The 26,421-nt window shown below is 69.1% G+C and carries 24 protein-coding genes and 1 pseudogene; 11 read left to right on the forward strand and 14 right to left on the reverse strand.

The window, feature by feature from the left end; translation table 11 throughout:
• Positions 1-8: 8 nt before the first annotated feature.
• Positions 9-1,226: a cupin domain-containing protein gene (locus tag ABT403_RS34835; RefSeq protein ID WP_344170163.1), complete on the reverse strand. Its 1,218-nt coding sequence runs from the start codon at positions 1,224-1,226 to the stop codon at positions 9-11.
• 18 nt (positions 1,227-1,244) lie between these two features.
• Positions 1,245-1,457, reverse strand: coding sequence for a hypothetical protein (locus tag ABT403_RS34840; protein WP_344170160.1), 213 nt, complete (start codon positions 1,455-1,457; stop codon positions 1,245-1,247).
• Between the two features lie 636 nt (positions 1,458-2,093).
• Here ABT403_RS34840 and ABT403_RS34845 point away from each other — a divergent pair.
• Positions 2,094-2,273 (forward strand): hypothetical protein, encoded by a 180-nt coding sequence (locus tag ABT403_RS34845; protein WP_344170157.1) that lies wholly within the window; start codon positions 2,094-2,096, stop codon positions 2,271-2,273.
• Between the two features lie 211 nt (positions 2,274-2,484).
• Here ABT403_RS34845 and ABT403_RS34850 read toward each other — a convergent pair whose 3' ends face one another.
• The 4 genes from ABT403_RS34850 to ABT403_RS34865 are packed head-to-tail and all read right to left on the reverse strand — an operon-like array spanning position 2,485 to position 11,938.
• On the reverse strand, positions 2,485-3,855 hold the full coding sequence (locus tag ABT403_RS34850; protein ID WP_344170154.1) for a DUF2399 domain-containing protein: 1,371 nt from the start codon (positions 3,853-3,855) through the stop codon (positions 2,485-2,487).
• Positions 3,845-9,187 carry an SbcC/MukB-like Walker B domain-containing protein gene (locus ABT403_RS34855; protein WP_351650633.1) on the reverse strand — a complete coding sequence of 1,781 codons (5,343 nt, stop codon included), beginning with the start codon at positions 9,185-9,187 and terminating at the stop codon, positions 3,845-3,847. The genes ABT403_RS34850 and ABT403_RS34855 overlap by 11 nt, the downstream gene beginning before the upstream one ends.
• Entirely contained in the window at positions 9,156-10,433 is a 1,278-nt protein-coding gene (locus tag ABT403_RS34860; RefSeq protein WP_344170151.1) for a DUF2398 family protein, read from the reverse strand. Before ABT403_RS34860 ends, ABT403_RS34855 begins: the two co-directional genes overlap by 32 nt.
• A complete protein-coding gene (locus tag ABT403_RS34865; protein WP_344170148.1) occupies positions 10,430-11,938 on the reverse strand; it encodes a DUF2397 family protein in 1,509 nt (502 codons plus the stop codon). Before ABT403_RS34865 ends, ABT403_RS34860 begins: the two co-directional genes overlap by 4 nt.
• A 333-nt stretch (positions 11,939-12,271) precedes the next feature.
• Between ABT403_RS34865 and ABT403_RS34870 the strand changes: the two genes are divergently transcribed.
• A complete protein-coding gene (locus tag ABT403_RS34870; protein ID WP_351650636.1) occupies positions 12,272-12,838 on the forward strand; it encodes a hypothetical protein in 567 nt (188 codons plus the stop codon).
• Between the two features lie 146 nt (positions 12,839-12,984).
• Positions 12,985-13,287 carry a hypothetical protein gene (locus ABT403_RS34875; protein WP_344170142.1) on the forward strand — a complete coding sequence of 101 codons (303 nt, stop codon included), beginning with the start codon at positions 12,985-12,987 and terminating at the stop codon, positions 13,285-13,287.
• 343 nt (positions 13,288-13,630) lie between these two features.
• Here ABT403_RS34875 and ABT403_RS34880 read toward each other — a convergent pair whose 3' ends face one another.
• From ABT403_RS34880 to ABT403_RS34895, 4 genes are all read right to left on the reverse strand, one after another.
• Positions 13,631-14,290 (reverse strand): hypothetical protein, encoded by a 660-nt coding sequence (locus ABT403_RS34880; RefSeq protein WP_344170139.1) that lies wholly within the window; start codon positions 14,288-14,290, stop codon positions 13,631-13,633.
• A gap of 285 nt (positions 14,291-14,575) precedes the next feature.
• Positions 14,576-14,923 carry an antibiotic biosynthesis monooxygenase family protein gene (locus tag ABT403_RS34885; RefSeq protein WP_344170136.1) on the reverse strand — a complete coding sequence of 116 codons (348 nt, stop codon included), beginning with the start codon at positions 14,921-14,923 and terminating at the stop codon, positions 14,576-14,578.
• Positions 14,924-15,250: 327 nt separating this feature from the next.
• Positions 15,251-16,030, reverse strand: a complete 780-nt coding sequence (locus ABT403_RS34890) for a class I SAM-dependent methyltransferase (RefSeq protein WP_344170133.1) — start codon at positions 16,028-16,030, stop codon at positions 15,251-15,253.
• Positions 16,031-16,220: 190 nt separating this feature from the next.
• Positions 16,221-16,901, reverse strand: a complete 681-nt coding sequence (locus ABT403_RS34895) for a type 1 glutamine amidotransferase domain-containing protein (protein ID WP_344170130.1) — start codon at positions 16,899-16,901, stop codon at positions 16,221-16,223.
• A gap of 149 nt (positions 16,902-17,050) precedes the next feature.
• On the opposite strand from ABT403_RS34895, the gene ABT403_RS34900 reads away from it, so the two are divergent.
• On the forward strand, positions 17,051-17,968 hold the full coding sequence (locus tag ABT403_RS34900; protein ID WP_344170127.1) for a LysR family transcriptional regulator: 918 nt from the start codon (positions 17,051-17,053) through the stop codon (positions 17,966-17,968).
• 318 nt (positions 17,969-18,286) lie between these two features.
• A complete protein-coding gene (locus ABT403_RS34905) occupies positions 18,287-18,823 on the forward strand; it encodes a hypothetical protein (RefSeq protein WP_344170124.1) in 537 nt (178 codons plus the stop codon).
• Positions 18,824-18,871: 48 nt separating this feature from the next.
• Here the strand turns inward: ABT403_RS34905 and ABT403_RS34910 are convergent, their stop codons facing one another.
• A complete protein-coding gene (locus ABT403_RS34910) occupies positions 18,872-19,330 on the reverse strand; it encodes a PPOX class F420-dependent oxidoreductase (RefSeq protein ID WP_344170121.1) in 459 nt (152 codons plus the stop codon).
• Between the two features lie 200 nt (positions 19,331-19,530).
• Between ABT403_RS34910 and ABT403_RS34915 the strand changes: the two genes are divergently transcribed.
• From ABT403_RS34915 to ABT403_RS34925, 3 genes are all read left to right on the forward strand, one after another.
• Positions 19,531-19,965: a hypothetical protein gene (locus ABT403_RS34915; RefSeq protein ID WP_344170118.1), complete on the forward strand. Its 435-nt coding sequence runs from the start codon at positions 19,531-19,533 to the stop codon at positions 19,963-19,965.
• A 95-nt stretch (positions 19,966-20,060) separates the two neighbouring features.
• Positions 20,061-20,381 (forward strand): transposase, encoded by a 321-nt coding sequence (locus ABT403_RS34920; protein ID WP_344170115.1) that lies wholly within the window; start codon positions 20,061-20,063, stop codon positions 20,379-20,381.
• A 123-nt stretch (positions 20,382-20,504) separates the two neighbouring features.
• A complete protein-coding gene (locus ABT403_RS34925) occupies positions 20,505-21,125 on the forward strand; it encodes a GNAT family N-acetyltransferase (protein ID WP_344170112.1) in 621 nt (206 codons plus the stop codon).
• Positions 21,126-21,175: 50 nt separating this feature from the next.
• Here the strand turns inward: ABT403_RS34925 and ABT403_RS34930 are convergent.
• Positions 21,176-22,106, reverse strand: a pseudogene (locus tag ABT403_RS34930) (IS630 family transposase); the annotation flags it as partial.
• 283 nt (positions 22,107-22,389) lie between these two features.
• On the opposite strand from ABT403_RS34930, the gene ABT403_RS34935 reads away from it, so the two are divergent.
• A complete protein-coding gene (locus ABT403_RS34935) occupies positions 22,390-22,623 on the forward strand; it encodes a hypothetical protein (RefSeq protein WP_344170109.1) in 234 nt (77 codons plus the stop codon).
• Positions 22,624-22,683: 60 nt separating this feature from the next.
• Positions 22,684-23,795, forward strand: a protein-coding gene (locus ABT403_RS39105) for an IS630 family transposase (RefSeq protein WP_425580354.1) whose coding sequence is annotated in 2 segments (ribosomal slippage) — positions 22,684-23,127 and positions 23,130-23,795 — 1,110 coding nt in all. Because the reading frame shifts where the segments join, the coding sequence is not laid out codon by codon here.
• 53 nt (positions 23,796-23,848) lie between these two features.
• Here ABT403_RS39105 and ABT403_RS34950 read toward each other — a convergent pair.
• On the reverse strand, positions 23,849-24,397 hold the full coding sequence (locus ABT403_RS34950; protein WP_344170103.1) for a GNAT family N-acetyltransferase: 549 nt from the start codon (positions 24,395-24,397) through the stop codon (positions 23,849-23,851).
• Positions 24,398-24,668: 271 nt separating this feature from the next.
• On the opposite strand from ABT403_RS34950, the gene ABT403_RS34955 reads away from it, so the two are divergent.
• Positions 24,669-25,544: an IS5 family transposase gene (locus tag ABT403_RS34955; RefSeq protein WP_344170100.1), complete on the forward strand. Its 876-nt coding sequence runs from the start codon at positions 24,669-24,671 to the stop codon at positions 25,542-25,544.
• On the opposite strand, the gene ABT403_RS34960 is transcribed toward ABT403_RS34955, so the two are convergent.
• Positions 25,528-26,226 carry an alpha/beta fold hydrolase gene (locus tag ABT403_RS34960; RefSeq protein WP_344170097.1) on the reverse strand — a complete coding sequence of 233 codons (699 nt, stop codon included), beginning with the start codon at positions 26,224-26,226 and terminating at the stop codon, positions 25,528-25,530. The two genes, ABT403_RS34955 and ABT403_RS34960, sit on opposite strands and share 17 nt — an antisense overlap.
• Positions 26,227-26,421 lie beyond the last annotated feature (195 nt).

Raw genomic sequence — 26,421 nt, forward strand, 5'->3', positions numbered from 1 at the left:
GGGCTGGTTCAGCCGGCGTTCTCCAGAAGGCCTTCCCGGACCAGGCGTTGGGCGAATACCAGCCGGCCGGGTCCGTCGAGATACTCGGCGAGTTCGGACACTTGGAACGGCTCGCCGTCAATGACCCGTCGCAGTGCTGGTTCCAGGCGAGCCGGCATCGTGAGTTCCCGGTCGCCGAGGAGCGCTAGAAGTCGGTCTTCCTCAAGTCGGAGGTTGCAGACCGATTGGGGACGTCGGCGCAGCGTCGAGCCGTCGCTGATGTCGTCGAGGTCGATCAGCTGCCGCAGCTGGCCCGTCAGGACGGGGGAGCGCCGGGCCCAGAAATGCCGCGTCACCGCGGCCGACAGCGAGTCGATGTCGATGCTGTCGAGCCGACGCTTGAGGTCACCGAGTTGCTGGACCGCCTGCGCCGCGAGCTCGGCCGGGTCGTCCGCGAAACCGACGGGCAAGGGCTCCCTGAGCGTGTCAAGGATTTCTGTGAGCGCCTTTTCGAAGACGATCCGCCACTGGTACGCGCGGATACCGATCGTGATGTGCGCCGAAGGGACGTCCGCGGTGCGGGCCGAGTGGGCGAAGCCGCGCGGGATGTACAGCATGTCACCGGGCTTCAGCTCGACGTCGATCAGTGACTCGCCCGGATCACCGCCCTCGTCGGACGAACGAGGCTGCCCGTACACCTTCCAGTTCTTACGGCCGAAGGACTGGAGCACGAACACGTCGTGATCGTCCGTGTGCACCGCGAGTCCCTGAGCGGAACGGGGTGTGATGTACGCGTTCGCCTGGACGGGATGAGTCAGTGCGAACTCGAGGCTGCGGCAGAAGCGGGTCAGCGGCGGCCAGTAGTCCTGCAGCGTCTGCAGGACGATGGTTGCTCCCGCATCGAAGAGTTCGAAGATGTGCCCCGGGTGGGCCTGGTCCGAGTTCTCCTTCTTCGAGATGGGATCCGGCCGCTTGGTGTAGCGGGCGGCCTCGATCTGTACCCCGTCCTGCAACAGACGGAATTGTGGAATCCGCAGTGCCCTGGAGGTGATCAGAGTATCGACGTCCTCGATGCTCAGAAGGTCACCGAAGCCCGCCCCGTCTGCTGCGGCCCGATGGAACGGGGCGCGTCCCCAGTGGCGATCGACGAAGTTGGAGACGTCACCGACACAGCGACGAAGGGCATCAGTGCCGCCGTCCCTCGTGGTCGTGTCACCCGCAAACTGAGAGGAGTCCGGTCGCACCACTTGTCAGCCTTCCTAAATCTATCCGTCGCCGGTGCCCAGGTCGGGTCCGTCGCCACCGATCTCAGGGTCACCGGGAAGCACATCGTGGTAGATGTCGTGGTGGTCGCCGATGACATCGACACCGTCAGGAAACGCGGGAACGACGGACAGGGCCGATCGGAAGGACGGCCTGGTGGTTTGCGTCCAGGCAGTGGTGATCTCGCTGTCGTCGAGCCCTCTGCTCTCCCCCACCTGGAACTCCTTGCCGGACGGGTCGCCAGCGGCGACGTGGCGGTACGTGGAACCCGCAGTACGTGGAACCACGGGCCTTCTGTCCGCATGATCGGCAAGTCGGATCGGCATCGATAGCGGCAATCAGGTGACCAATCAGAGACAGCCATCGGGTGGCGGTACGGAACGACGCCGTGGTCGTGTGCGCCCGCTCTCCTTCATTCGCCCCGCGCCGGGGGCCATGGGGGTTCAACGGCGGAGCTTCGGCAGCCAGGCCGGGCTGACATAGCCGGGCTTCGTGTCCGAGGTGCGCACGCCTGCTGAGGGTCCGGGTCCCTGCCGCCGCTGCTGTACGGGGCGGGGGCGGGGGCCCGGTTGGTTACCGCTGGCAGGCTGCCGCGGGTGTCAGGTCGAGGCTGGTGGAGAACAGCACCTCCGGGCTGTCGAGGGCGGGCAGGGTGAGAGGGCTGAACGGGAAGGGGATCCCTTCCGCGTCCTCCTCTGCATCCGGATGAACGGGCTTCCGTCCTGCCTTCGGGGCGGATCGTGCACCGGGCGCTGCGGGGGCATGCCCGAGGAGTTCGAGGCTGTGCTGGCCGCCGGCGAGGGATTGCCGGAGCCCACGGCGGTCCCCTCTCCCCGCCGTTGCTCCTCCTGGTGTCCGCCGCCACGCCGGTCCTGGGGAGGGTCTACCTCGCCAACGACAAGAAGATCAGCGACATGGGACGCTACATCCGCACCAGCGTCGCCCCCCCCCGGCTCGGCGCCATCAGCCGGGAACCGGTGCCGATGTTCGCCTGGGAGCACTCTTCACCGAAGTGCCCGCCGTTGCTCTGACCGAATGCTGGACCGGATCCCGGAATTCCGCCCTTGGCCTGACGGTGTACGTCGTCGTCGAAGTGGTAGCCGTGATCACATTGGGGATCCAGATCATCAAACACGCAAGATCCAGCCGCTGATCGACAGAATCAGAAGACCGCCGAATGGGCCGTTCCCCCGCGCATCCCTGGCTCTGCGGGGGCCGCTCCGGGGAACCGGCCGCATCGTGTCACTCGGCGCAGCCGTCTCCGGTTTTGGAAGGCCTTCCCAACGCAGCCGTCGGCGATGGCCCATGGTCTCGTTCCGCTTGTCCGGACCTTGGCGCCGGTGTCCTCGCGGAGGCCGGGGAGCACCACAGTCCCGTCAGGGGATCGTCATGGCAGGAGCCGAGCAGGAGGTTCAGGACAGCGGGGTGCTCCTGGTACAACGGGAGCCCCCCACTGTCGTCCGGTAGCGTGCCGGACCGCGGTGGGCGCACGTCCAGGGGGCAATTCTGGGCGGGCGTTTGGCGCACGTAGGTTGCGGCGTGTTGGAGGGTGGCGGGGTCCATGTGCTGGACCCGCGCTCCGTAACGCGTGTGCACGGCGCGGGCGATCGAGTGCCCGGCGGCATCGATGTCGCCCGAGTAACACAGGGATACCCCCTGGTCATGGGCGAGGGCCAGAAGGACGTGGTCGACTGCCGTAAGGGTTCCGGAGGTGCACACCACCGGGGTCCGCATGCCGCGCATCATGGCCTCGTCCACCACCGAAGGGTTTTCGACCACGCTCCATGGCGCTGACGCGTCGAAGCGGGGCGGATGCCGGGTCAGGTCGTGGAGGGTCAGGTGCACGGGACGGCCGTCGGCGAAGGCCTGGCGCAGGGCGCGGTCGGCGGGCCCGTCTCCGGTGGCGTTCACGTTCAGCATAAGCACGGTCTGGGACAGCCGGTCGGCGATGATGCCCAGGTGCGCGAGAAGGACGCGCTCCTGCGCGGGGGTCTGCGGCTCTGGTGCGTCGAGCATGTCTCTGGTGAGCAGGACGAGTTTGTCTCCGTGCCTGCCCTCGGTGAGGTCGAACAGGTGGGGGTCACCGCTGGTGTCGTGGGCCAGCCGGGCGATGGTGACGGGACGTGGCAATGGGGCCAGGGCGCGAACGATTGCGAGGGCCTGGGTCAGGAGGAGCCGTTCCCGCACGGTGGCATCGGTGACGCCGACGCTCAGGAGGCGTTTTCGCAGCAGGGGGGTGTCCGGCAGCACCCGGCTCGTGTATTCGGCGATCATGCTGCGCAATTCGTGGGCTCGCAGACGGGGTCCCTGCCGGTCGGAGATGGCGATGCCGGCCTGCTGGACCAGCGTGTGCAGTTCGGTGGGGGTGCGACCGAGCACGCTCAGCAGCCGCTGGACGGGCACCGCCGTGCCGCCGCCCGTGCGTCGGGGCTCGGATCGACGGCCGCGGGCACCGGCGCCGGCGCGCAGCCATCCGTGGACCATGGCTTCGCCGGTGGGGGAGAGCTTGACGGTGACGGTGTGGATCGAGGCAGGATCGTTTCCCAGGGCCAGACGCGCGGCGACGGCTTCCCACAGCGGCCGGATTTCGGGGTCGACCAGGTCACTGGGCATCAGGTGCTCCCGCCTGCCCGGGTACCCGGATGAGAGCGGTCCGGGGGGACCCGGTGCCCGTCCAGATGCTGGGGACGGTGAAGCGGGTGTTGCCGTCGGGGTGCTGCTGGATCCGGTGGATGCCGATCCGCCCGATCTCCGGGACGAGCAGGGGCTGCATGGAGGGCAGCGTGAACACGGCGTCGAAGTCCCATTGCCGCAGCAGTTGGAGGAGCATGCGCAGGTTCGGAGCGTCGAGGGCCGCGTTGAGTTCGTCGATGAAGATCATGCGGGGGCCCTGGTAGCCGTGTGTGGAGTAGAAGGCGTGGGCCGCGGCCAGCAGCGGGAGCATGGTCACCAGGCGCTTCTCGCCCGCAGACAAGGTGCTCAACGGGTTGCTGCGACCGGTCGCGGTCTTGAAGACCTCCTGGTCGGGAGTAGCGGGGTCACTGAAGCGCTTGTGCGTGAGTTCGATCTTCCAGGAGTGCCAAGCGCGGTAGTCGAAGACGTGCTCCACTTGCTTGGCCCAGCTCTCGTGCTTGCCGTTCTCGGCACCGAGCTGGGCGACGAAGAAGTCGTACATCTCGTCGAAGCTTCCGTCCTGGTCGACGTCGCGAATCAGGTGCAACGCCTTCACCGCCAGCGGGTTGCCCTCCTCGGGCGCCCAGCTGAGTTTGATGCCGACGCGCTCCACGCTGGTGCGTACGCCCTTCAGGGTGCGCCTGATGTCCGCGACGATTTTTTCGGCCAGGGCGATGCGGACGTTGATGGCCCGGCGGAGTTCGGAAAACACCACCCCCTTGACCTCGGACTGGACCTGCTCGTTGAAGTCGTGCTCGAGCTTCGTCACGGCCATGCCCGCGGTCGTCAGCGCATCGCGCAATTCCCGGGCGCCGCTGAGGCCGTGACCCTCCAGCTGCTGGCTGACCACGACCCGGCGCCACCCGCTGTCGGCCAGGTCCTCGCAGGACACGTGCAGGCCGATCCTCAGGAGGTCGGGAAGGAGCCGGCGGATGCACGAATCGACGGTGGCACGAGAACTCTGCTCATGTGCCCGGGCCGACTCCATGTCCGGTGACTGACCTCGTTGCTCCAGGATCAGACGGGCGACCGCCGCGGCCTCCTCCTCGTCCGCGGGTCGGACCAACCTCCCGTCGCCCGCGAGTTCCTCGACGATGTGGTGGTCGAACAGGTCCCGCAGCGTGCGCAGGCACGCGTCGTGCTTCTGTGTGGCCTGGGCGATCGCGGCGCTTTCGCTGTCGAACCGGTCGGTCAGGACGGCCACGGTGACCTGTGCGTCGGCGGCGGCGCGCTGGTGCTGGGCCAGAGCGTCCCGCAACGTCACCTGCCGCTGCCTGGCCTGCAACAGCTCGTCCACGAGGGCCTGGTAGGTCGTGTCGTGCTGGCGCCGCTCCTCCGCGTACCGGTGCCGGGCGGCCTCCGCAGTGGCCGCCTCGGCCTGCGCACCGGCGCGCGCCTGGTCCGCACGTGCCGACGCCCCGGCGGCCGCCGCGGCGGCCGAGGTGGCGAGGGACAGAGCAGCGCCGGTGGTGGTGGCCTGGTCGGCCCAGGAGCGTAGGGCGTCGGTCAGCCCGCCGAGCCGGTGCTGCCGTTGCTCGAGTTCGTGCAGATCGGTGGCGAGCGGGACGGCGCCCGCGTGGGCCGCGCTGTGCAGTGCGGCGGTGTCCTGGCGCAACAGGACATTGAGCCGGGACAGCTCGTCCTCCACCTGGGCGGCGGCGCGTGCCTTGTCCGCGCTGACGGCCCGTGCGGTCTCTACCGCGGTCCGCGCGGGGCTCAGCGCGTCGAGTTCCCCAGGCACCCCCGCCAGGTCCTGCTCCACTTCCGCGGCGCCGTTCTGGGCTTGTTCCCACGCGGTGTGTGCCTGCTCGCTCTGCTCGGCCCTGTCGTCCGCCTCCCGCCGTGCCGCTCCGGCGGCACAGGCCTCGTCCCGGGCGGCCCGTGCGTCGCGTACCACGCCGGTCAGGTGCGGCTTCAATTCACCGCACACGGTCTGAGAGGCGTGCACCGCGGACGCGTCCGGCGCCACGTGGGCAGCGCGGCAGGCTCCGATCGCTGCCTGCCGTGCAGCGTCCGCGCGTGCGTGCGAGGCGTCCGCCGCGTGCCGTGCCTGCTGCGCGAGCTCTTCGCGGTGCTGTGCCCGGTCGACTGCCCCACCGACCAGGGCCAGGTGCTGCTGCCACGGATCGGGGTCCGGCATGACGCGCTCCTGCTCGCAGCGCCCGCGACGCTCCTTCACCGTGCCGAGTGCTGCTGTGGTCAGTGCGAGGTCGGCCGTGGCACGCTCACGCAGCCGTGCCAGCTCGGCCAGCCGCTGCCGCTGGGACCGCTCACGGGCGGCGGCGCCGATGTACCGCGCTTGCCACCCGGGAGGGGCTGCGGCCTTGAGCGGGCCGATGTTCACCGTGCCGTCGGCGCGAACGACCCGGCCGCCAGGAGAGGCCGCTGCCGCCAGGTCACCAACACCCACGCTGTCCAGCAGCGCCTGGATACGGTCGCCCGCGACGGGGGCGTCCGTGTCGGGTACCAGGAACCGTGCCAAGGTGGTGCCCGCGGCGCGGGTGCCGGGGACCAGGCACAGATCGCCTGCGGTCACGGTCCCGTCGGGGGACATCCACGCGTCGAGGAGCCCGACCGCGAGAAGTGCGCCTTCCAGTTGCCCGCGCTCCTCTTCGGTGAGGGCCCGGGCGAAACTGACCAGCTTCCACAACGGTGCGCCGGGCCGGTCCGCCCGTGAAGGCCTCCACTCGGGCTGCCCGGGACCTTGCTCGGTGTGGCGCGCAAGGTCGATCTGGACGTCCAGGTCCGTGATCGCGGCCTGCTGCCCGGTGTGCTGCTGGGTCAGCTGTGCCTGTTCCTGCGCCAAGGCACCGGCAACGGCCATGTAGCAGCGGTCGACATCGCCCCGTAGCCGGGTGGCGCTGTCCGGTGCGGGCCGTTCCCGGTCCGGCAGGCGCAGCTGCCGCGAGTCGAGCACGTCGAGGCCGGAGGCCCATGCGTGGACCTGGTCGGCCCAGGTGGAGCCTGCCCGTGCAGCCCGGGCCGTCAGGTCGTCGGCATGGGAGCGGGCGGCCGTGGCGGCCCCGGCGGCTTGTTGTGCGTCCCCATCCGCTCCTTGCGCGCGGGTCAAGGCGGCGTCCGCTTCCTTCAACTGCCCTTCGGCGTCCCGCAGGGCATGTACGAGGTCCGCCATCGCCCCCTCCGCTTCCTGAGCGCGCTCCTCCAGAGCGAAGGCCGGGTCCCCGTCCGGCAGCGCGTCACTCAGCGGGGCGCGTACCGCGAGCTCGGGTACCTCCGCGTCCTGTACCACGAGGGCGGCCTGCTCGACGAGGACGGCGAACGACGAAGGCGGGTCCGTGAGCCGGGCCACCGTCGCGGTGAACGCCGCCTGCTGGTCGCGGGCGTTCGAGACAGCTTGGTCGGCGCGGTGCCGGGCCGCGACCGAGGCGTTCTGCGCGGTGCGCATGGCTTCGGCGGCGGCTTCGGCCTGGACTTCTTTGCCGCGTACGTCTAGCTCGCCCCGTACCCGCTTCCCTTCGTCCTCGAAGAACGCCCGGACGGCCTGCGGGTCCAGCGGCACCGCCCGCAGCAGATCGGTGCCGGGTGCCCGCAGGCGCAGCAGCCCGGAGACGTAACGGGACAGAGCCGCGCCGGCCGTCTCCTCGGCCTCGTCGGCGACCCGGGCCAGCGCGTGGGCCCGCTCCTCGGTCTCGACGCGAGCCTGCTGCGCGGCGTCGTACCGCTCCTGTACCCCGGCGTACGCCTCCCTGCGCGCGTCCAGGGCGACTCGAGCCTCCCGGACGGCGTTCACCTGCTCCTGCTGCCCCTGGACCCAGGCCGTCCCGTGATCGCGTGCGCTGCGGACCCCGGCCTCGAAGTCCGCATCGGGGCGCCCGTCCGCGGATTCCAGGAGCTGCTCGGCCGCTCGCATCGGGTCCACCAAGGCGCCGCCGTTCAGATCCAGTGCCACTCGCACGGTCCGTTGCGATTCGTGAGCCAGCACCTCGCGGCAGCGGACGGCCCTCTCGTGTGCCCGCTCCTCGGACCCGCGGGCCTCCTGTTGCTCCCCTTCGTGTCGCTGCGCCTGGCGCAGGGCGTGCCGGGCACGTTCCTCGGCCTCTTCCGCGGCGCGAGCCCATTCCGCCAGGCCGGCTCCAGGATGGCCTTGTACCCCGCGCTCCAGGCTCTCCACCGTCTGCCCCAGCAGCTGGTGCTGGCGATCGCTCTCTTGCACGCAGGCCTCCGACTCGCTCTGCGCGGTCCGGGCCGCGTCCCTTCGCCGTTGTAGCTCCGCGGCTCCGGCGACCACGCCGTCACGGGCGTCGGCAGTGGTGAGGTAACCGGCCGCCGCGCGCGCTGCGGCCGCCGCGGCGTAGCGCCGGTGGGCGTCACGGACCTCGCCCAGCAGACGCGCCTCGGTGCGGGCCCGTGCGAGTTGACCGTGCAGGCGATCCGCGGTGGACAAGGATTCGGCGAGACGCCTCACCTTGGCCGTCTCCAACGGCGGCAGGGCCTTCGTCAAGGTGTCCTGCATCGATTCGGGACTGAGTTTGTCGTTGGCCTGCACGCTGCGCAGGACCCGCAGGATCGCACTGAGGGCGTCGACCTGGGGCCGGTCCAACGGCTCGTACATCGCGCGTCGGACGGCCTCGACGAATCCTTCCTGGGTGTCCGCGGTCAACCCGGCCGTCTGGCAGCCGTGCTGGAGCGCCTTGGCGTCCGTGAACAGCTGTCCCTGGCACACGAGCAGCTGTCCGGCGAGGTCCTCGACGGTGATCGGCACGCCGTCGCGTTGCATGACCAGGTCCGCGTCCGCCCGGCCGCCCACCAGGAACCACGCCAGGTCCAGGGTCGGGCGGCTGCCACCACTGCTGCGGAGCCACAGTCCCACGGTCAGCCACTCCGTCTGCTCGCAGCCGTCCGGTCCCAAGGTCGTGCGCCCGTACTCCTGCCACCACATTCCGGTGCGCGGCGGACCGGTCCGCCCCTGCGTGTGGATGGCCAGCAGGCTGCCCGCGGCGCTCCCCGACGCGGACAGCGCCTTCGCGGTGATGTTCCCGTCCATGAACGTCGGGCACAGAACGCCCGAGGTCAGCGACTTTCCGCAGCCGTTGCGCCCGATCATGGCCAGCAGTCCGTTCACATAGACGAATTGCTCGTCGCCCCACTGCCAGGTGTTCACCGCTCCCGCGCGGGTTGGCTGCCACCGGTTCCGCGCGCCCGGCCGCGGATCCAATTCCACGAACGCCGCTCCGGGCCGGCGCTGCGGCGCCAGGTGGAACAGGGAACCGGCTTGCTCTTCAGCCATGGAGATCCTCCTCGTCGTGCGCACCGCCGGGCCGGCTGGCCACGGCGACGTTGATGTGCCACATGTGAACTGCGGGTGTGGGACGCCACCCCTCGTGCTCGTCGGCGTCCGGGACCACGACACCGGCGTTTTGCAGGAAGTCCACCGCGACCCGGGCGAGCCGACGCGCTCCGCGCGCGTCCTGGTAGGCGCTCGCCCACCACCGGTTCGCGTCCAGCACTTCCTGCAGGGCCACCGCGGCAGCATTCGGCCCGAACCACGCCAATGGTTCCTCCCGGTCGGCCAGCCACCGCATGAGCAACAGGGCCGCGTGCTGCTCCAGCGCCCGGCCCTGCGGGAAGGCCCGCTCGGTCGTGCGGCCCCCGAGGTCGCCCACCATCCACCAGTCCTTGCGGACGGTGCAGGTCAGACCTACCGCGGCAGCCGCGTCCAGGGCCTGCTCCCGCCCCGCGGGGGTGGTCAGGAAACCCTGCCCGTCGTCGGGGCACACGCCCGGATCGTCCAGCACCGCCCGGATCGCCTCGTACCGACGTTCTGCCATGTTCGGATCCCGTCCGTCCCGGGCCCCGACCAGTGAGGGCACGTGAGTCGACGGCTCGTCGAGGTCCACCTCGAGGGCGGAGGCGTCCATTGCCGCCACGAGTAGGAGAATGCGCTCGCGCCGGGCGGTGAGCAGCAGCTCACCGCCCTGGTCCTGTTCCAGCAGCGAGAGCGGCTGATCGGACCGCAGGATGTGCCAGGACTCCAGCAGCAGGAGTGCGTCGATGAACGCACGCCGGTGCGCCGAGGCCGTCGCCTGGCCTTCTCCCGGCAGGGCGACCGGCCGGAATCCGGGCAACCGTCCCTCACCTGCCTCGATCCCGCACGCCTGGACGACCGCCCGCTGCAGGTCGTTGAAGGAGGCCGAGGGGCGCCGCCACAGCTGCTCGCACACCAGGCACACCAAGATCAACGCCAAGGGTGTCGCCGGCACCGGCCCCTTCTTGCGGGGAACGGCCGGGGGCCGGTCCTTGGGCGGATTCAGGCGCCGCTTGCAGAGCCTGGCCGCACCTTGTGCGGCATCCAGAGTCACCGGCCACTCGCACTGACGGCCGAACCAGTGGGCCACCTCGTTGTGGTGGTGCACCGCCATCCGGAATAGCTCGGGGTCCTCCTCGGCGTCCAGGACGTGCCGCGCGAGCAATGCGGCCGCCACCTGGCCCGCCTCCGGGGACAACGGTTCGGACAGCGAGGTGGGGCTGCCGGGCTGCACCGCCCGGGTACTGTTCACGCGGCCTCCTCGTCGCTCTCGTGGGTCACCGTGCAGACCTCCACGAGCAGATCCACTGTGGTCAGCACCCCCTCCTCGAAGCAGGTGTCCACCCAGCGGCCCGTGCGCCCGGGCCACACCGTCAGGCGCGCTCCCGCCAGCTCGGCCACCCCGCACCCAGCGGCCGCGTCGAACGCGTCCAAGGCCTCGTCCAGCAGCGACGCCAGCGCGGACGTGTGCTCGGCGTCCAGATCATCGAAGTGGGACAGGGGCACCCGGCCCTCCGTCGCCAGCGCCCCGGTGACCGCCACGAGGCGCTCCAGCACCTCGCGGTTCCGCGTGGAAGCGTCCCTCCGTGCGCGCGACAGGTCGGGGATGTTCCGTGGGCGCCCGGCGGATGCCACCCCCCTCTGGGTGCGGCGCAGCACCACCTGTACCGGCCGGCCGGAGCCCGAGGCTGACAGGATGCCGGGGGCGACATCGTCTTCGGCCAATGTGAGTGGATGCCGCGATGGCCACAGTCCGAAGGCCGCGGCGAACACCTGGAATGCGGCGGGCGCATCCGGCTGGGCGTGCAGCATCCGCGCGACCTGCCGGAAATCGGAGCCCAGGTCACTACCCCGCGTCGCGGCGTGGAACCGTCGGTCGATCGCTCCCAGCAGGGCGTGGACTGCGTCGGCCGCGGCACTCACCAGGAGCTCGACCGCGCCGCCGGGGTCCAGCCATGCCTGAAGGTCCGACAGTTCCCGCACGCGTTGGGCGACCCAGGCGTCCTGCGCTTCCACGTCCAGAACACCGGCTCCCGGCAGGGCGCGGCGGACGACCGTCTGTGTTCCCAGAGCGTGGATCTCGTCGAACGCCGCCCGGACCTGCCCCAGTGACTGCTCGGTGCGCCAAGCGAACTGTTGCAGCGCCAGGAGGATGTGCCGGCAGTTCGCGGTGAAGGCATCGTCGTCGCTGACGTCCGGTCGGGTCAGTGCCCCCACGGCGCTGTAGAAGTCCCCGCTGGCCTCCTGCAGCTGTTCGAGGTGCGTACGAACCTGGGCGAGGACCGGGGCGAGCATCCCCGCGTCACGTCGGTGGTGCGCGGCCAGGGAGCGCAGTGTCTGCTCGACCGAGTCGAGCAGTCGCGCGGGTAGCTGCATCGTGCGCTCCAGGCGCAGCTGCGCGTCACGTACGGCGGCGACGACGACCCGGCCCCGACGTGTCAGGGACCAGGCCTCCCGACGCCGTAGGCCGTCCGTGTAACTCGCCACCGGATCTGTGTAGTTCGGATTCGCGACGACGTGTCCGGCATCGATCAGCCGCTGGATCGACTCCGCGAGGTCCTCGTTGCCGATGGGCTCCTCGTAGCCCACCTCACGAAGCAGCCGATGAATGTCGGACAGCGTCCACGTCGGCCCCCTGGTGCTTCCGGCCAGCAGTGCCGCGAGCACGGCCGTGTCCAGGGCTCGACGCCGAGGGTTGCTCTCCGCGAAGACGCTGAAGAGTTCAGCGTCTTTCAACTGCCACCACTGGGTTCCCATTCGATTCCCTCAGGTTCGACAAATGATCAGATCGCCATACGGGCATGGCGAAGCAGCGCTGCCCGGTGGGCAGCAACTGAATTGAGCCTATGGGTGGGGTCTGACAGCGCCCCTCATGAAATAGAACGCAGTTTCCAAAAAGAGAATCGAATTTCGATTCTCTCTTTTGCGGCCTGGTTACCGCCCTGGCCGTGACGGTTTGAGTCGGCCCCTGTCGGGCGGCCCGAAGCGGCCCCGGGTGTCGGCATGCCGAGGCCCCGCCAGACAGGTCGGTGTCCGCTGCTGGGAGCATCAGCTGATGCGATGCGGAGAGTGAGACGACCGGAGGAGCGAGTGACTGCTCGGCAGCCCCTTGATGAGTGCCCGGCGACGGTGGCCACGGACGCGGGAATGCTCGTCTTGTGGGATCCGCAGCGGTTCGAGGCCGTCGTCGACTACGACACCTGGGAGGATGAGCTCTTGGAGGACGAGGACATCCTCCGTCACATCCAGGCGGGTGTTCTTGTTCCGCTTAACGTCGGTGGAGATGGCGCGTTCGGTGTTCTGGTCCGTTCGGGCACTGCGGTCGAGCCGGCCATGTTGACCGAGCGTGAGGCAGCCCATCGGCTGGTTGCTTCCCAGCCCTACCTATTCGTCTCCCGCGGTCGCGCGCTCGTGGGTGGAATCGAAGGCGTCAGCGGGGACGTCTCGGATGGCGTGCTCGAGCAGCCCGTGCCCGAGGGCCGCTGTGCCGTGGTCGTCCACTTGATCGACTGGCAGGCTGAAGCAGGCAGCCAGGACAAGGAAAGGCGGCCCGTTCCGGGCGCCCTGCCGGACTTCGTGGTGCTGGTCAACCCCGCTCAGCTCGGTCAGGGAACCTTCCGGTCCGAGGTGAATACGTTCGAGGCCCCGAACGGCTGACGTCGACGGCCCCAGTTCAGACTGCCTTGAGCTGCTGCTGGGCCTTTGTGTGGGGCGAGGCGGTATGACTCTGCCCACCGGGCCGCACGCCTCGGGCCGAAGCGGCAAGACCGCTACGGCAACGCCGTCACTCGGCAACCGCTCAGGTGGAGCGGCAGACCACCACGCTGCGCACACTGACCTGTCGCGCCTTCCCGGAGCCCGACGCCCCGGACGATGCGTCGGCCCCGATCGAGCAGGCCCGCGCGCAGCGCCACCGCCAGGCTGGGGCGACCGAGGCCGCGGCCGGAGGCAGCAGGCGCCCGCTGTGGTACGACGGAGACGCCGCCGAGAGCTTCTCGGACTTCGTCCGCTTCGGCGGCTGGACCACCCCCAACCTGAAGCTCTGCAACGGCCGGGCAGCATCCGGCTACCCCAGCGCCCGGGTCGCCTGGCGCCACGAGAGCTGAAACATCACCGGCACGGCACAGCCTGGACGAGACCCCCGGCCCGCCACCGGAGCACCAGCCCCGAAGGATCGGCTCCCGGCGGCGGGGCCATCCGTCAACGAAGCCATGCGGTCCGGGTCCCTGCCGACCGGATCGACTCGCTTGCGGCACCCCTGCCCGCAGGGACCGGCGGCTCCAGGCGCCGGAGGCGGAGCCGGCCACGGCGGCGACGGCATCGTCACCTACTGACCCGTCCGCGTGGGCCGTCCCCAGGACAGTGGGCGGGAACCGGCCCGCGCTCGGGCAACCACGGCAAGAACGCCGGGCGGGGGCAGCGTCAGGCAGGTGCGTCGCCAGACGCCTGTCAGGTGACACCCCACATCTCCGACCGAGCCAGGGCCGAGAACTCGCGCCGCGCGTCGCCGAACTGGCGACGCTTGGCCACGAACACTTCCCGGGCTTCGCTCACCTCAGGAGCCTGGGTGGGCGTGCCGGGTCCGTCCTCGAGGTGGTGGACGTCGGCAAACGCCTCCCGTGCGGCCGCGACTCGGACCCCTTGTTCTGCCACCGCCATCGACGCGTCGTAGACGTTCTGGGCGAGGGCGGAAACGGTCGGGCCGCCGGTCAGCCGGACGTCTTCCAGTGCGTCTCGGGCGTTCACTGCCGCCTCCCGCAAGCCATCGGGAAGAACGATGGTCAGGTGGTCCCAGCTTCGGAACAGACCCTCTCGGCTCCAGCTTTCCGCACGTGGGGTCCGCTGGGGATCGGCCGAGTAGATCCCGGCCTCGGCGACAAGGCCGTGGGCTGCCTTCAGGAACATCAGGTAGGCCGTGTACTGGGCATCCCGCAGGGCCGCCGCACGGTCATGAGCGGCCTTGATGTCCAGCTGGTCGCGCTGTTCGTCCAGGGTGATGCGGGTAAGCCGGCGGGTGGCATTCAGCTGAAGCGTTCCCATGACCAGCTGAACGGTGACGGTGATTGCGGCCGTAACCAAGAACGGCGTCGGTATCGCGGTGGCTGCCATGGCGCGACGGTACGACTGCCCCCATGCAGGCGGAGGCGAATTGAGCTGGTTCGGAGGTTAAGCGTGAGCATCTCGCTGAGAAGACAGAAAAGGAGGTCGGCCCCTGGCGAGGCCAGCCCCCTGGAAGCGCTACGGCGGCGCCGCAGCTGCCGTTAGCGTCCGCGTGCCCGGGCTTCCTCCCCGGGTCCCTCCGCAACTGCTTGCTGCCCGCTACCCGATGCCGGTACGGAGCGCAATGATCCATCGCCGGTGCGAGGCCAGCGCAGATGGGGGTCTGTCGCTGGCTCAGGTCGTCATGCAGACAGTGACGTCGCGGGTGTGCAGGTGGGGAGCGATGTCGGTCAGCACGATCTGCTGGAAGTGGGGGCTGGCGCGGTGCGCCTCGAAGGCGTCGCGGTCGGCGTAACGCTCGATGAGGACGATGTCCCCGCCGGTGGTGCCCGTCGGGGTCAGGGCCTGGTATCCGAGGCAGCCGGGCTCGGCCAGCGATGCCTCGGCCAGGGCCGGTAGTGCCGCATGGACCAGGTCGCGGCCTTTGGGGGTGGTCCGCCAGCGGGCGATCACCACGACCTGCCCGGGGATGACACCGGCCAGCGGCCAGTAGTCGGTCGCGAATTCGTGAGGAGCCGTCATCGGTGACCTTCTTCAGGATCTGTTGCTTCTGTTCGGCGTCGGCGACACCCGCGATGACCTTGATGTTGATGAAAGGTATTGGCGGAGCTCCTTGCGGTTGGGGTGCGCGGCGGCGAATGCCGAATAGTGCGCTGCGGAGTCGGCGCTGAGGGCGTGGCTGAGGGGATGGGCGTCAACGGTTTGCTGGTGTCGGCGTGAACACGAAAGTGTTCAGCCAGGTACGCGACTTCGTGCCCACGTGCCACTGGAGGGAGAACGTGGACGGGCGCGACTGCGGAAGGCCAGGGGGAGGGCAGGTTTGTTGCCGGGGAAGGGGCTGGCACCCCTCTACGGGGTGCGGGGTCGGCGTGCAACGGCCAGCAGGTGCAGGCTGGAGACCACGAGCTCTGGATGGCTGTCGGCGAACCGTGCCGCAGCGAGGGCGGTTTCAAGCGCCCTCGCGCCCAGGTCCTTCGTTCCGGTCCGGCGCTCTTCGGCTCTCAGTGCCTCGTAGGCGGGCCCGTGCAGTCCGTAGACCGTCGGCTCATCGAGGCCTGCCTGCCGGGCCTCGGCGCAGAGCTCTGAGGGGGCGTGGTAGTACGTGGTCGGGCCGTCCGGGCGTACCCGCAGCCCCGTCGTCGCGATGTCCAGCGCAGTGTGCGAGCCCAGCTCCAGGAGCTTGGCATATCGGTTGAGGGCAGCCGCGGCGACGAGGCCGCCGGGCTTGACGACACGGTGAGCCTCCCGCCAGGCACGGGAACGTCCAGCGCCGTCCGGCAGGTGGTAAAGGGGGCCGAGCATCAGCACGACGTCGGACGAAGCGTCTGCCTGGTCGAGTTGCCGCGCGTCGCCCACGAAGGCAGCAAGCCCCTGATGGCGGGCCTGCCGTACGTGTTCCTCCACCGGGTCGACGACGAGAACCTGATAGCCGCTGTCGGTGAGCCAACGAGCATGCACTCCGGGCCCGCCGCCGACATCCAGCACGGACGCGGGTGAGGGCGGAAGATGCGCACGCAGGAGTTCCTGCGTCCGCACCAGCTCGACCGTCCCGATGGTGCGCCCCGAAGTGAGGCGGGCGGCCTCATCGCCGGCACCGTAGAAGGCGGTGATGTCGGGAAGGAGCGCCATGTCGACCTCCGGCGGGAAGATGCAGGCTACCGGTCGGAGAATGACATGGCCGGCCGCATCGCCGCTACGGAAGCCGTCCAGTCAAGGACCAGCGCCCGCTCATGACCCCGGCGGGGCAGGCAGGTGAGCAGGTATCCGCCTACCGCACTGTGCACCTTCGCGTGTGTACCCCGACAGCTGATCCCGGGGGTCAGGAGGCGAGCACCTTGACGACGGCTTCGCCGACTTCGGTGGCCGAGGCGGGGTTCTGGCCGGTGACCAGGCGGCCGTCGACCACGACGTGGGCGGTGAAGTCGGAGGCGGCACTGTGCTTGGCTCCGCGCTCCTCAAGGGCGCTCTGCAGCAGGAAGGGCACGACCTCGGTCAGCCCGACGGATGCTTCCTCGCTGTTGGTGAAGGCGGCGACGTTCTTGCCGGCGACCAGGTGGCTGCCGTCCGACAGGGTCAGGTTGACCAGCCCGGCCGGACCGTGGCAGACGGCCGCGACCGCGCCGCCGGCTTCGTAGATGTCGCGGGCGAGGTCGGCCAGGTCCTGATCGTGGGGGAAGTCCCACATGGTGCCGTGGCCGCCGACGTACAGGATGGCGTCGTAGTCGCCCGCCGTGACCTGACCCGGGCGCGGGGTGGCTTCCAGCTGTGCGGCGATCTTCGGGTCGTGAAGGAACGCCTTCTGGATCGGGTCGGAGATGTCAGCGCCGTCCGCGGTGGGCTTCCCACCGCTGACCGAGACCAGGTCCACGTCGTAGCCCGCGTCGGTGAACACCTTCCAGGGGTGAGCTGCCTCCGGCAGGTAGTAGCCGGTGCCGCGACCGGTGTCTCCCAGCCGGTCGTGGCTGGTCAGCGTGATGAGGATCTTCTTAGCGCGGGGCATGCCGCTCTCCTTCGGTCTTCCCGTCAGTGCAGGACATATCTGCTCTGTTCGGTGTGTTCTGTGCTTCGAGGTCGACAGTAGGCAACCGATCCATCGGTTACCAATGGGAGAATGGGCAGTGAGGCATCGGAATTCCGATCGTTCGGTGGGTGAGGGGTGGAGGAGCCATCTTGGATTTGTCGCTGCTGAGGACCTTTCTGGCTGTCTACAGGGCCGGGTCTTTGACCGCGGCGGCCCGGCAGGTCGGCTTGTCGCAGCCGACCGTCACCGCGCAGGTGCGGGCGTTGGAGGAGGAACTGGGCCAGCAGCTGTTCCAGCGGCTGCCGCGCGGGGTGGCACCCACCACGGTGGCCGACGAGCTCGCCGGCGAGGTCGCCTCGCACATCGACGCGCTCGCGGCCGTCGCCGAGCGCGGCCTGGCCGCTCGTGATCCGTTCGCCCGGCCGCTGCACCTGGCCGGCCCCGCGGAGCTGACCTGCTCCCGGGTGCTGCCCGCACTGGCCCCCCTGACAGACCAGGGCCTGAAACTGCGGGTCTCCCTGGGCCTGAGCGACGAACTGCTGGCCGGGCTGACCGAGGCGCGGTTCGACCTGGTCGTCTCCACGGTGCGGCCGCGCGGCCGCGCGATCGCCGCTACGCCGTTGGCGGACGAGGAGTTCATCCTGGTGGCCGCGCCCCGCTGGGCGGACCGCATCGACCGCGAGGAGCTGGCCGAGCAGGGCCCCGGCGCGCTTCGCGGTGTCCCGCTGGTCTCCTACGCCGAGGACCTGCCCATCATCCGCCGCTACTGGCGCACCGTCTTCGGTACCCGGCCCACCGGCAGCGCCGTCGTGGTGGTCCCCGACCTGCGCGGTGTGCTGGCCGCCACCACTGCTGGTGCCGGTATCAGCGTGCTGCCCGGCTACCTGTGCGCCCGCGAACTCGACTCCGGCGCACTCGTTGCGCTGCTCGCCCCGGAAGTCCCACCGATCAACACCCTCTACGTGGCCACACGCGCAGGCACCGAACACGCCCCGCACCTCGCGGCGGTCCGAAGCCACCTGCTGATGCAGGCCAGACTCTGGTGACCACCGGCACACCCGAAGCTCGTCGGGACGACCCCGGGCGACCGGGCAATCGCTGCACGCACACACGAACGCCGGGACCCTCGGATCGTCCGAGCTGTTCCATCGCGCCGACTTCTCCGCGGTGTCGGACGTCAGGTGGCCAGAGCGCAGGATCAGCGGTGGTTGCTGGAACCAGCCTGAATCACCTGACGGTCGTCTCCGCCTTGTCCGTGTACGGGAGGGGCTCGTGGCACGCGTGAGGCCTATGATCGATCTGTACGGTTCGAGGGCCCCGTATGCGGGCGGGACCCTTCCACTCCGTCTCGGCAAGGGCATGCCATGACTGGGAACGAAGCCGTCAGGCACTTGCGGGCGCTGGCCGAGGAGCGGGCGCTCGGCTGCGAGGTCGACTCCGTCCGGCTCATCCAGGCCGGCCTCACGGCGCTGCTCGCCGGCCTCGACACGCCTTCGGTCCGGGCCCTGGCCAGCCTCGCGTCCTGGGAGACCGAGCATGCGCCCGTGCTCTTCGAGCAGGTCCTGGACGAGCTCGGCATCACCGTGTGCCTGACCGCCGATCCCGACGCGGTTCGTTGGGAGCTCGCCCGCTCATGGGCCACGTCCATTGTCGACGGCTCCTGCGATCCGGGAACCGGCGCCACGATGATCTGGAGTCAGGCAGCCGAACCGCTGAACTACCCTGAAAAGCTCCAGGCCATGGTGGGTTGGGCGTCCGCTTGGGAGGACCGGGACGAAGAGATTGGGGACAGCTCCGCCGAAGATCTCGACACCGAGATCATTCACGCCGCCCGTGAGCTGCTTGCCGTCCTCCCCCCGCCTCCCTGGACCACGGCGGATCCGATCCCCGGAGCCGAGTAGATCGGCGAGGCCGATGGGCGACGCCACGAACCATGAAAGAGAGACGCGCTAGCTCTCGATGTCGAGTGCCGTTCCGTACAGCCGGTCCACCTTCAGCCGGATGACCACCCGGCGCTCGGCTACCAGCTGCTCCAAGAACGCGCTTTCGTCCTGCGGCTTCGCGGCCTGCGGGATCATCGCGAGGAGTTCCCGGCCGACCTCGTCGCCGGGGACCGTCGTCACCTCGGAGACCTCGGCCTCGCCCTCCGCGACGGCGAACGACCACATGTCGCCGCCCTGCACGTGCACCGCCACGTGCGGGTCGCGGCGCAGGTGCTGGAGCTTGACGCGATCGACTGTGGTCGAGAACCGCACGATGCGGGCCTCGGGGTCCCAGCTGTACAGCATGGTGGTCAGGTGGGGGTGGCCGCTGCGCTTGACGGTGGCAAGCGTGCCGAACTGCTGCCTGCCAAGGAGATCAGAAAGGGCTTCGTCCGACAGTGCGCGGGGTGCTGGTCCTTGAGTCATGACGTGATCAACGTCATTGATCGCTGAACAATTTCACGATCGGCCTCATTTTTCCCGGCGGACAAACTCGCCATCGCCTACCGGGCCGCACTCCACCTCGCCGGCATCCTCGCCTGGACCCGACGCTGACCAAAGAGACAGAGTTTAGCTGGGACTTGTCCGGCCGATCATGAATGCGGGCTCTCGGGCATCATGCCCGGGTGAGCATCATCGTGAAGTTCTTCGCCGCACCGGACGACACGTCAGCAAGCCTGGCCCTCCAGACCGGGCCGGGCCGGACATCCGAGTCGCTCTCCTTCGGCAACTTCGATCCCGAAGAGGCCGTGGTCGAGTGGGAATGCCTTCTGACCGGCGGCAGCGTCGAAGAGCTCGTCGAGGCCTGTGAACCTCGCATCGTCACCGGTCAGGACAACGACGGATGCGTCGTCTTCGCGATCTCGCCTCGCCTGTCCACTGCGCTCGCGGACGCCACGCACTCCAGGCTGAGCGACCTCGCCGCCTCGTGGACCCGGCTGCGTGCGGAGGACGGCGAGGTCATCGACACTGAGATCGCCGACGCGATCGTGGGTGATCTCGCTGCTCTCGTCAGCAGCGCCCGGCGCCAGGGCCATAGCGTCTACTGCTGGGTCGCGTAGAGCTCGTCACACGATCTTGTTGGACGACCCTGATCCGCGGTGACTGGTGTGACGACTCGGCCGTTCGGGATGCTGTAAGTACCCGGTCGTGGATCGTGGACGATGACCTGTGGACGCTGATCGAGCCGTTGCTGCCGCCCTGGCCGGAGAAGGCTCCTGGCCCGAGGTCGGTGCCGGACCCTCAGTGCTTGCAGGGCATCCTGTACGTGCTGATCAACGACATCGCCTGGCAACTGCTGCCTCTGGAACTGGGGTTCGGCTCGGGCCAGACATGCAGGTGGCGGCTGGACCGCTGGCAGCAGGCCGGGGTCTTCGACCGGCTGCCCGCCGAACGCCGCCGCGAACGCCGTCACCACATCCGGGTTCGCACTTGGGTGTGTTCGCTCTTGGCCGATCACCGTCATCCGCGTCGCTAGTGCTCTGACCGCGAAGGTTCGCCGGGTTGCGCGCGGTCTGTAAGAACCGGCAGTGCCGCCAGTTGATCTTCTATGGGCTTCGGCGGTAGTCGCGAACGTTCCACGGAGGGCAGGATCACAGGCATGGATCCGATGAGCTCTTCCGCCGCCAAAACCCCGGCTGCAGTCACTCTCCTGGGTCGTCACGTCCGCTTGGAGCCACTGACGCGTGCCCACCTTATGGACCTGTTCGCGGCGGGGGGAGGAGACGAGGAGGTCTGGCGCTGGCTCCCGGTGCCCACTCCGCGCACGCAGGAGGAGATGCGTGCCCTGCTGGACAAGCTGATCGCCGACTGTGATGCCGGCACCCGCGTCGCCTTCGCGGTCGTCCAGCTGGCCACTGGACGGGCCGTGGGTTGGACCACCTATGGATTCTTCAGCTCCGGCGACGAGCGCTTGGAAATCGGCTGGACCTGGTACGGCCGCACCGCCTGGCGCACCGCGGTTAACACCGAGTCCAAACTGCTGTTGCTCACACACGCCTTCGAGGACCTGGGCATGGGCCGTGTGTGCTGGCGCACCGACCACCTGAATACGCGGTCGCAGGAGGCCATCGCTCGCCTGGGCGCGGTTCGCGAAGGCGTCTTCCGCCGTGAAATGCGCCGTCCCGATGGCAGCTGGCGCGACACCGTCTTCTACGCGATGCTCAAGGATGAGTGGCCCATCGCGAAAGAACGGCTGACCGCCCGGCTCGCTGCGGGTTGAGCCCGGCGCGTCGTGGCCGAGCTCATCAGGCTGCTGAAACGATCGTGCGCCTGCCGCAGCGGCCCGAAATGGGCCTCGATGGGGTTCGCCCAGGACGCGTAGGTCGGCGTGAAGCACAGCTCGACCAGTTCTTCTTCGCCCAGCGACGGATCTTCTCGCCCTTGTGCGCGGACAGGTTGTCCAGGATCACGTAGATCGGGGCGCCGTCCGGGCGGGTGGCCCGTATCGACTTCAGTGCGGCCAGCGTGTTCGCGGCGCCCTTCTTGCGGCGGTCGGCGCCCCAGAGGGTATCGTCGCCGACCGAGTAGCAACCGTGGAAGTACGGGATCCCGTGGGTGCGGTGGTAGGCGGCCGGATGCCGTTCGGGGTGGCTGGCGGGAGCCCAGCCGGACCCGCCAGTGGGACGGATGCCGGGCGGTCCGAACTCGTCGAAGGCGAAGACCCGGTCCGGGAAGCGGTCCAGGACCTCCTCGATCCGGTCCAGCTCCGCGTCGCGGTCCGGGTCCGGGGACTCCTTCCACGTCTTTGTGCGCTGGAAGGTGACGCCGCGTCGGGCGAGCAGACGGCGTAAGGCCTCGCGGCCGATGCGGATGACCCGCCCGTGCACCTTCCGCAGGTAGGCGGCCAGCTTGCGGATGGACCAGCGGGTGAAGGGCTGGCCGAGCTTGGTGGGCGGGTGGTGGCCGTCGTGACGACGAAGTCCTCGTCGTCAGGACTGAGCAGGCGGGGACGGCCGCCCGCCCACTGAGGGTCCAGGCAGGCCAGGCCGATCTCGTTGAACCGGTGGATCACGTCGCGGACGGTGTCCTCGTCGGCCTGCGCCAGCTGGGCGATAACCGGGACTCGGTTCCCGCCGGCCGAGGCCAGTAACATTATCGCGCGTCGGTAGCGCACCGAACTGGTGCTGCCCCGGCGCACGATCTGCTGAAGTCGACGGCCTTCCCGGTCAGTCAGTCTGCGCACACGGACAGGGCCGGCCACCGCGCCTCCAGCGGTCGGAACGGACGTCACCGCACATCCAACCGCCTCAACCACCAACCCGGCGAACCTTCGCGGTCAGAGCACTAGCTCGCGTGCGGGGCGCCGCGAGGGGACGGCGGGTGGGGTGATCCGGCACGGGGCGCCGGTACTGGGGAGGCTCGCGACTGTCCGGCCCGCCTGTTTTTGTTACCGGTGGGCGTCACACGGTGACGCCCACCGAACGGGAACGGCGTCGCCATGCAGTCCGGCGTTACAGTGCGGGCAAGTGATCGTTTGACCTGGCATGACCATCACCCTCACGCGTGCTGCCGCCACCACCGCTTTGCTGGCGGCGATGCTGGCCGCTGCGGCCCCGGCCGCCACCGCTGACACTCGCGACACCGACCGTGCCGGCGACACCTCCCTCACCCTCCCCAAGAAGGAGATTCAGAACATCGAGAACGGGGCGCTGATCACCTTCCACAACCGCCTGAACGGCACGGTGATCGATCTTGCTCGTGGCAACAAGAGCTACTGACTTTGAAGTCGGGTTGTCGTAGGGGCTGACGGTTGCTGATCGTCGCGGTATGCCGGATGTATGAGGTATCCGCAGGGTGGGGGTCTGACCGCGGAGAGGCAAGCATTCCGCGAGCGGGTCCGGATGGAAGCGGTCGCGATGTTCGCCGTCGGGCGGGGCAGTGGCGAGATCGCGAAGGAGTTACGGGTCAGCGTCCGGTCGGTCCAGCGGTGGCGGCAGGCCTGGAGTGCGGCCGGTCAGGACGGGGTCCGTTCCCGTGGCCCGGCGTCTCGTCCCAAGCTGAGCGACGCGCTGTTCGCCGTGCTTGAGGAGGAGCTGGCCCAGGGCCCGGTCGCGCATGGCTGGCCGGACCAGCGGTGGACGCTGGCCAGGATCAAGACCCTGATCGGCCGCAGGTTCCACAAGTCCATGACGCTGTCGGGTATCTCCCAGATGCTGCGGCGGCACGGCTGGAGCCACCAGGTGCCGGCCCGTCGGGCCGTCGAGCGGGACGAGGCGGCTGTGGCCGGCTGGGTGAAGGACGTGTGGCCGTACGTGGAAACACCGCGGCGGCGCTCGGAGCCTGGATCGTCTTCGAAGACGAAGCCGGATTCTCGATGACGCCGCCGACCTCACGCACCTGGAGCCGACGCGGCACCACACCCGTCATCCGGGTCCGCGGACGCTCCCAGCGCCGCTTCTCCATCGCAGCCCTGTGCTGCTACAAACCCGGCGAACGCTCCCGCCTCATCTACCGGCCCAAACGGCATACCGATCACAAAAGCGGAGGCCGCAAGAGCTTCGCCTGGACCGAGTACCGCGACCTCCTCATCGCCGCCCACCAGCAACTCGGCGGACCCATCGTCCTCATCTGGGACAACTTGAACGTCCACAAAGACCGCCGAATGAAGGCCTTCATCGACGTGCAGGACTGGCTCACCGCCTACCACCTGCCGTCCTACGCACCCGACCTGAACCCCGTGGAAGGCATCTGGTCAATCCTCCGCCGCACCAGCCAGGCCAACACCGCTTTCACCGACCCGAGCCACCTCATGCGCCGACTCCGACACGGCCTCCGCCAGATCCAATACCGCAGCGACATCATCGACGGATGCCTCACCGCTACCGGCCTCATCCTCAGGTCCGGCTCCGACGGGCCATACTGCGAGCCGCCGCAGCATGCGCTCCTGTGAAGCCGCGCTCAAGGAACCGGAGCTGGAACCCCGCTCATTGGTCGAGTACGCGCTCAGCCAGACCGCGGGACCGAGGACCACACGCCGAACCACTGCTCGGCGTCGAACTCCTCGAACCGCTCCATCTCGGTGAACCCCAGTTTCTCCGCGACACGTACCGAGCGGTCGTTGGCCACCTGGGTGCAGAGCACCACCGGCTCACCGGGAAACGCGTCGGCGAACCAGCCGAGCGCCGCCGAGCATGCCTCAAGAGCGTACCCACGTCCCCACGCCTCCGGCAGGAGCATGTAGCTGAGCTCGGCCTCTCCGGCATCAGGACGGACGTGCCCCGGACGCTCCGCGTCCCGCCGGTCAAGCGTGACGATGCCGATCATCGCCCCGTCGTAATCGACCACAAATACGCCCGGGCGCCGCCCGGGCACTTCAGGCACTGCACCCTCAAGCTCAGCACGTGGTCGGGGGCCACCGAGGTACGTCCGCACCTCTGACGAAGCGAACAGGTCAACGAACGCCGCACGGTCTCGGGCCTCGGGCTCGCGGAGCACGAGCCGCTCGGTCCGCAACGGGGCGGGCGGCCAGACAACGGGTCCAAGCTCAGCCATGACAGGCAACCTACCGACTTTCCCCCATGGCGGGAGCACCAGGCCCCGACATCACGCCTTCAACCTCAGTAACGACGCGTTCGTCCAGGGTTGGGGTTTCAACACGCTCAAGCAGCAACTCTGGCGTTGAGCCGGGCCGGGCTCCTGTCCGCAGCCGGGACGGTACACAGCATCCCGTCCCTCCCACCCCGCCCCGGCGATGACCGCCTCTTCATCGGTTTTCTAGGCCGTGTATCGAAAATGGATCTTGAGCGCTGAATGATCATGGTTCATGGGGCGGGGAGATCTCACGGACGAGCAGTGGGCTGTGCTTGAGCCGTTGTTGCCGAGGCGGGCCAAGTCAGGGCGACCGCCCGTCTGGCCACGGCGTCAGCTGATCGACGGCATACGGTTCCGGGTCCGGACGGGAGTGCCGTGGAGGGACATACCCGTCGAGTACGGGCCGTGGGGACGGATCTACGATCTGTTCCGCCGCTGGCAACGGGGCGGCACCTGGCAGCGGGTCCTCACCCGGCTCCAGTCCCTGGCTGACGCGAAGGGTGCGATCAAGTGGGACTTGAGCGTGGACTCCACCGTGTGCCGCGCCCATCAGCACTCAGCCGGGGCCCGGCAGCACGGTGACCTGCAGAAGGAACCACCAGGCGGCATCTCCACCGAGCCCCGCGATCACGGTCTGGGGCGCTCCCGCGGCGGGTTTACCACCAAGCTGCATCTGGCCGTCGAGCAAGGTCAGAAGCCTATGTCGATCGTGGTGACGGCAGGACAACGGGGGGACTCCCCGCAGTTCGAACCTGTTCTGGAGAAGCTCCGCGTGCCCCGCATCGGGGCGGGCCGGCCGCGCGTCCGTCCCAATCGAGTGCGCGCTGACAAGGCGTACGCCTCCCGCAAGAACCGCGCCTACCTGCGCCGCCGCGGGATCCGCTGCACCATCCCCGAGAAGGCCGACCAGGCGCGCAACCGCCAGAAACTCGGATCCCGTGGCGGCCGGCCGCCCCGCTTTGACCCCGTCGACTACCGCGAGCGCCACGCGGTCGAGTGCGCGATCAACCGCCTCAAGAGGCACCGGGCCGTCGCCACCAGGTACGACAAGCTCGCGGTCCGATACGAGGCGACCGTCCTGATCGCAGTGATCAACGAGTGGTTGTGACTTCCTGGTTTCGCCTGGGCGCGATGCGAGTGGTGAGCAGTTCTCGCAGGAGTTCCACAATGAGATCAGGCTGCCCCACGAACGGGGAGTGGCCTGTCTGCCATTCGCGCACGTCGGTGCACCGCGAGGCCATCGTCCGCTGGAGGCTGGGGTCGATGGCCCGGTCCTGTGCGCAGATGATGTAGGTGGAGGGAGTTTCCTTCCAACTGTGGTGCTGGGGGACTCCTCGTCCGCAGCCCGGGGCTTGCGCACGCAGTAGACCGGCCGCACGCGCGGCGAGGGGCCCGGGACAGTCGCCGTAGAGGGCGTCGATGGCCAGGCCGGGGTGCAGGGTGGTCGAGCCGTCCGGCTCGGCGACGATCGCGTCCTTGAGCTGCTGGGACGCACCGCCCAAACTGGCCGCGCTCTCACCGGCGTCCAGCACGAACGCTGCCAGGTAGACCAGGTGTGCCACTCCGCGAACCCCTGTGATCACCGACCCTCCATAGGAGTGGCCGAGAACGAGCGGGGGCTCGGGCAACGCGTCGATGACGGCCTGGACGACAGCGGAGTCAGCAGCCAATGAGCCGCGGTGGAGCTCAGGCACCACAACCTCGGTTCCGTCGGTCCGCAGTTTCTCCGCCAACACCGCAAAGTGCTCGGGACGGTGATACAGGCCGTGAACAAGCACCACAGCAGCCAACTCGTCCGTCTCCTCAGATCGACACCAGACCGGTGAGCCTAGCCCCGAACCACGACCACCCCATCACCTTGATCCACTTTCGATACACGGCCTAGGCGTAGAGTGCGGGGGCGCGTCGGACCAGGGTGAGACTGAGCAGGGCGACGCCGATGGCCATCAGCAGCAGGCCGGGAGGGAACACGGCGGTGGGCAGGA

The sequence above is a fragment of the Streptomyces sp. NPDC000075 genome, from assembly GCF_040301925.1.
In the GTDB taxonomy this organism is placed as follows: domain Bacteria; phylum Actinomycetota; class Actinomycetes; order Streptomycetales; family Streptomycetaceae; genus Streptomyces; species Streptomyces polychromogenes.

Excerpts from the sequence above, each read along its gene's own strand:
- ABT403_RS34905 (WP_344170124.1), top strand. The coding sequence starts at position 18,287 with ATGACTGGGAACGAAGCCGTCAGGCACTTGCGGGCGCTGGCCGAGGAG.
- ABT403_RS34850 (WP_344170154.1), bottom strand. The coding sequence starts at position 3,855 with ATGCCCAGTGACCTGGTCGACCCCGAAATCCGGCCGCTGTGGGAAGCC.
- ABT403_RS34890 (WP_344170133.1), bottom strand. The coding sequence starts at position 16,030 with ATGGCGCTCCTTCCCGACATCACCGCCTTCTACGGTGCCGGCGATGAG.
- ABT403_RS34935 (WP_344170109.1), top strand. The coding sequence starts at position 22,390 with ATGACCATCACCCTCACGCGTGCTGCCGCCACCACCGCTTTGCTGGCG.
- ABT403_RS34880 (WP_344170139.1), bottom strand. The coding sequence starts at position 14,290 with ATGGCAGCCACCGCGATACCGACGCCGTTCTTGGTTACGGCCGCAATC.
- ABT403_RS34895 (WP_344170130.1), bottom strand. The coding sequence starts at position 16,901 with ATGCCCCGCGCTAAGAAGATCCTCATCACGCTGACCAGCCACGACCGG.
- ABT403_RS34865 (WP_344170148.1), bottom strand. The coding sequence starts at position 11,938 with ATGGGAACCCAGTGGTGGCAGTTGAAAGACGCTGAACTCTTCAGCGTC.
- ABT403_RS34950 (WP_344170103.1), bottom strand. The coding sequence starts at position 24,397 with ATGGCTGAGCTTGGACCCGTTGTCTGGCCGCCCGCCCCGTTGCGGACC.
- ABT403_RS34955 (WP_344170100.1), top strand. The coding sequence starts at position 24,669 with ATGGGGCGGGGAGATCTCACGGACGAGCAGTGGGCTGTGCTTGAGCCG.
- ABT403_RS34910 (WP_344170121.1), bottom strand. The coding sequence starts at position 19,330 with ATGACTCAAGGACCAGCACCCCGCGCACTGTCGGACGAAGCCCTTTCT.
- ABT403_RS34885 (WP_344170136.1), bottom strand. The coding sequence starts at position 14,923 with ATGACGGCTCCTCACGAATTCGCGACCGACTACTGGCCGCTGGCCGGT.
- ABT403_RS34925 (WP_344170112.1), top strand. The coding sequence starts at position 20,505 with ATGGATCCGATGAGCTCTTCCGCCGCCAAAACCCCGGCTGCAGTCACT.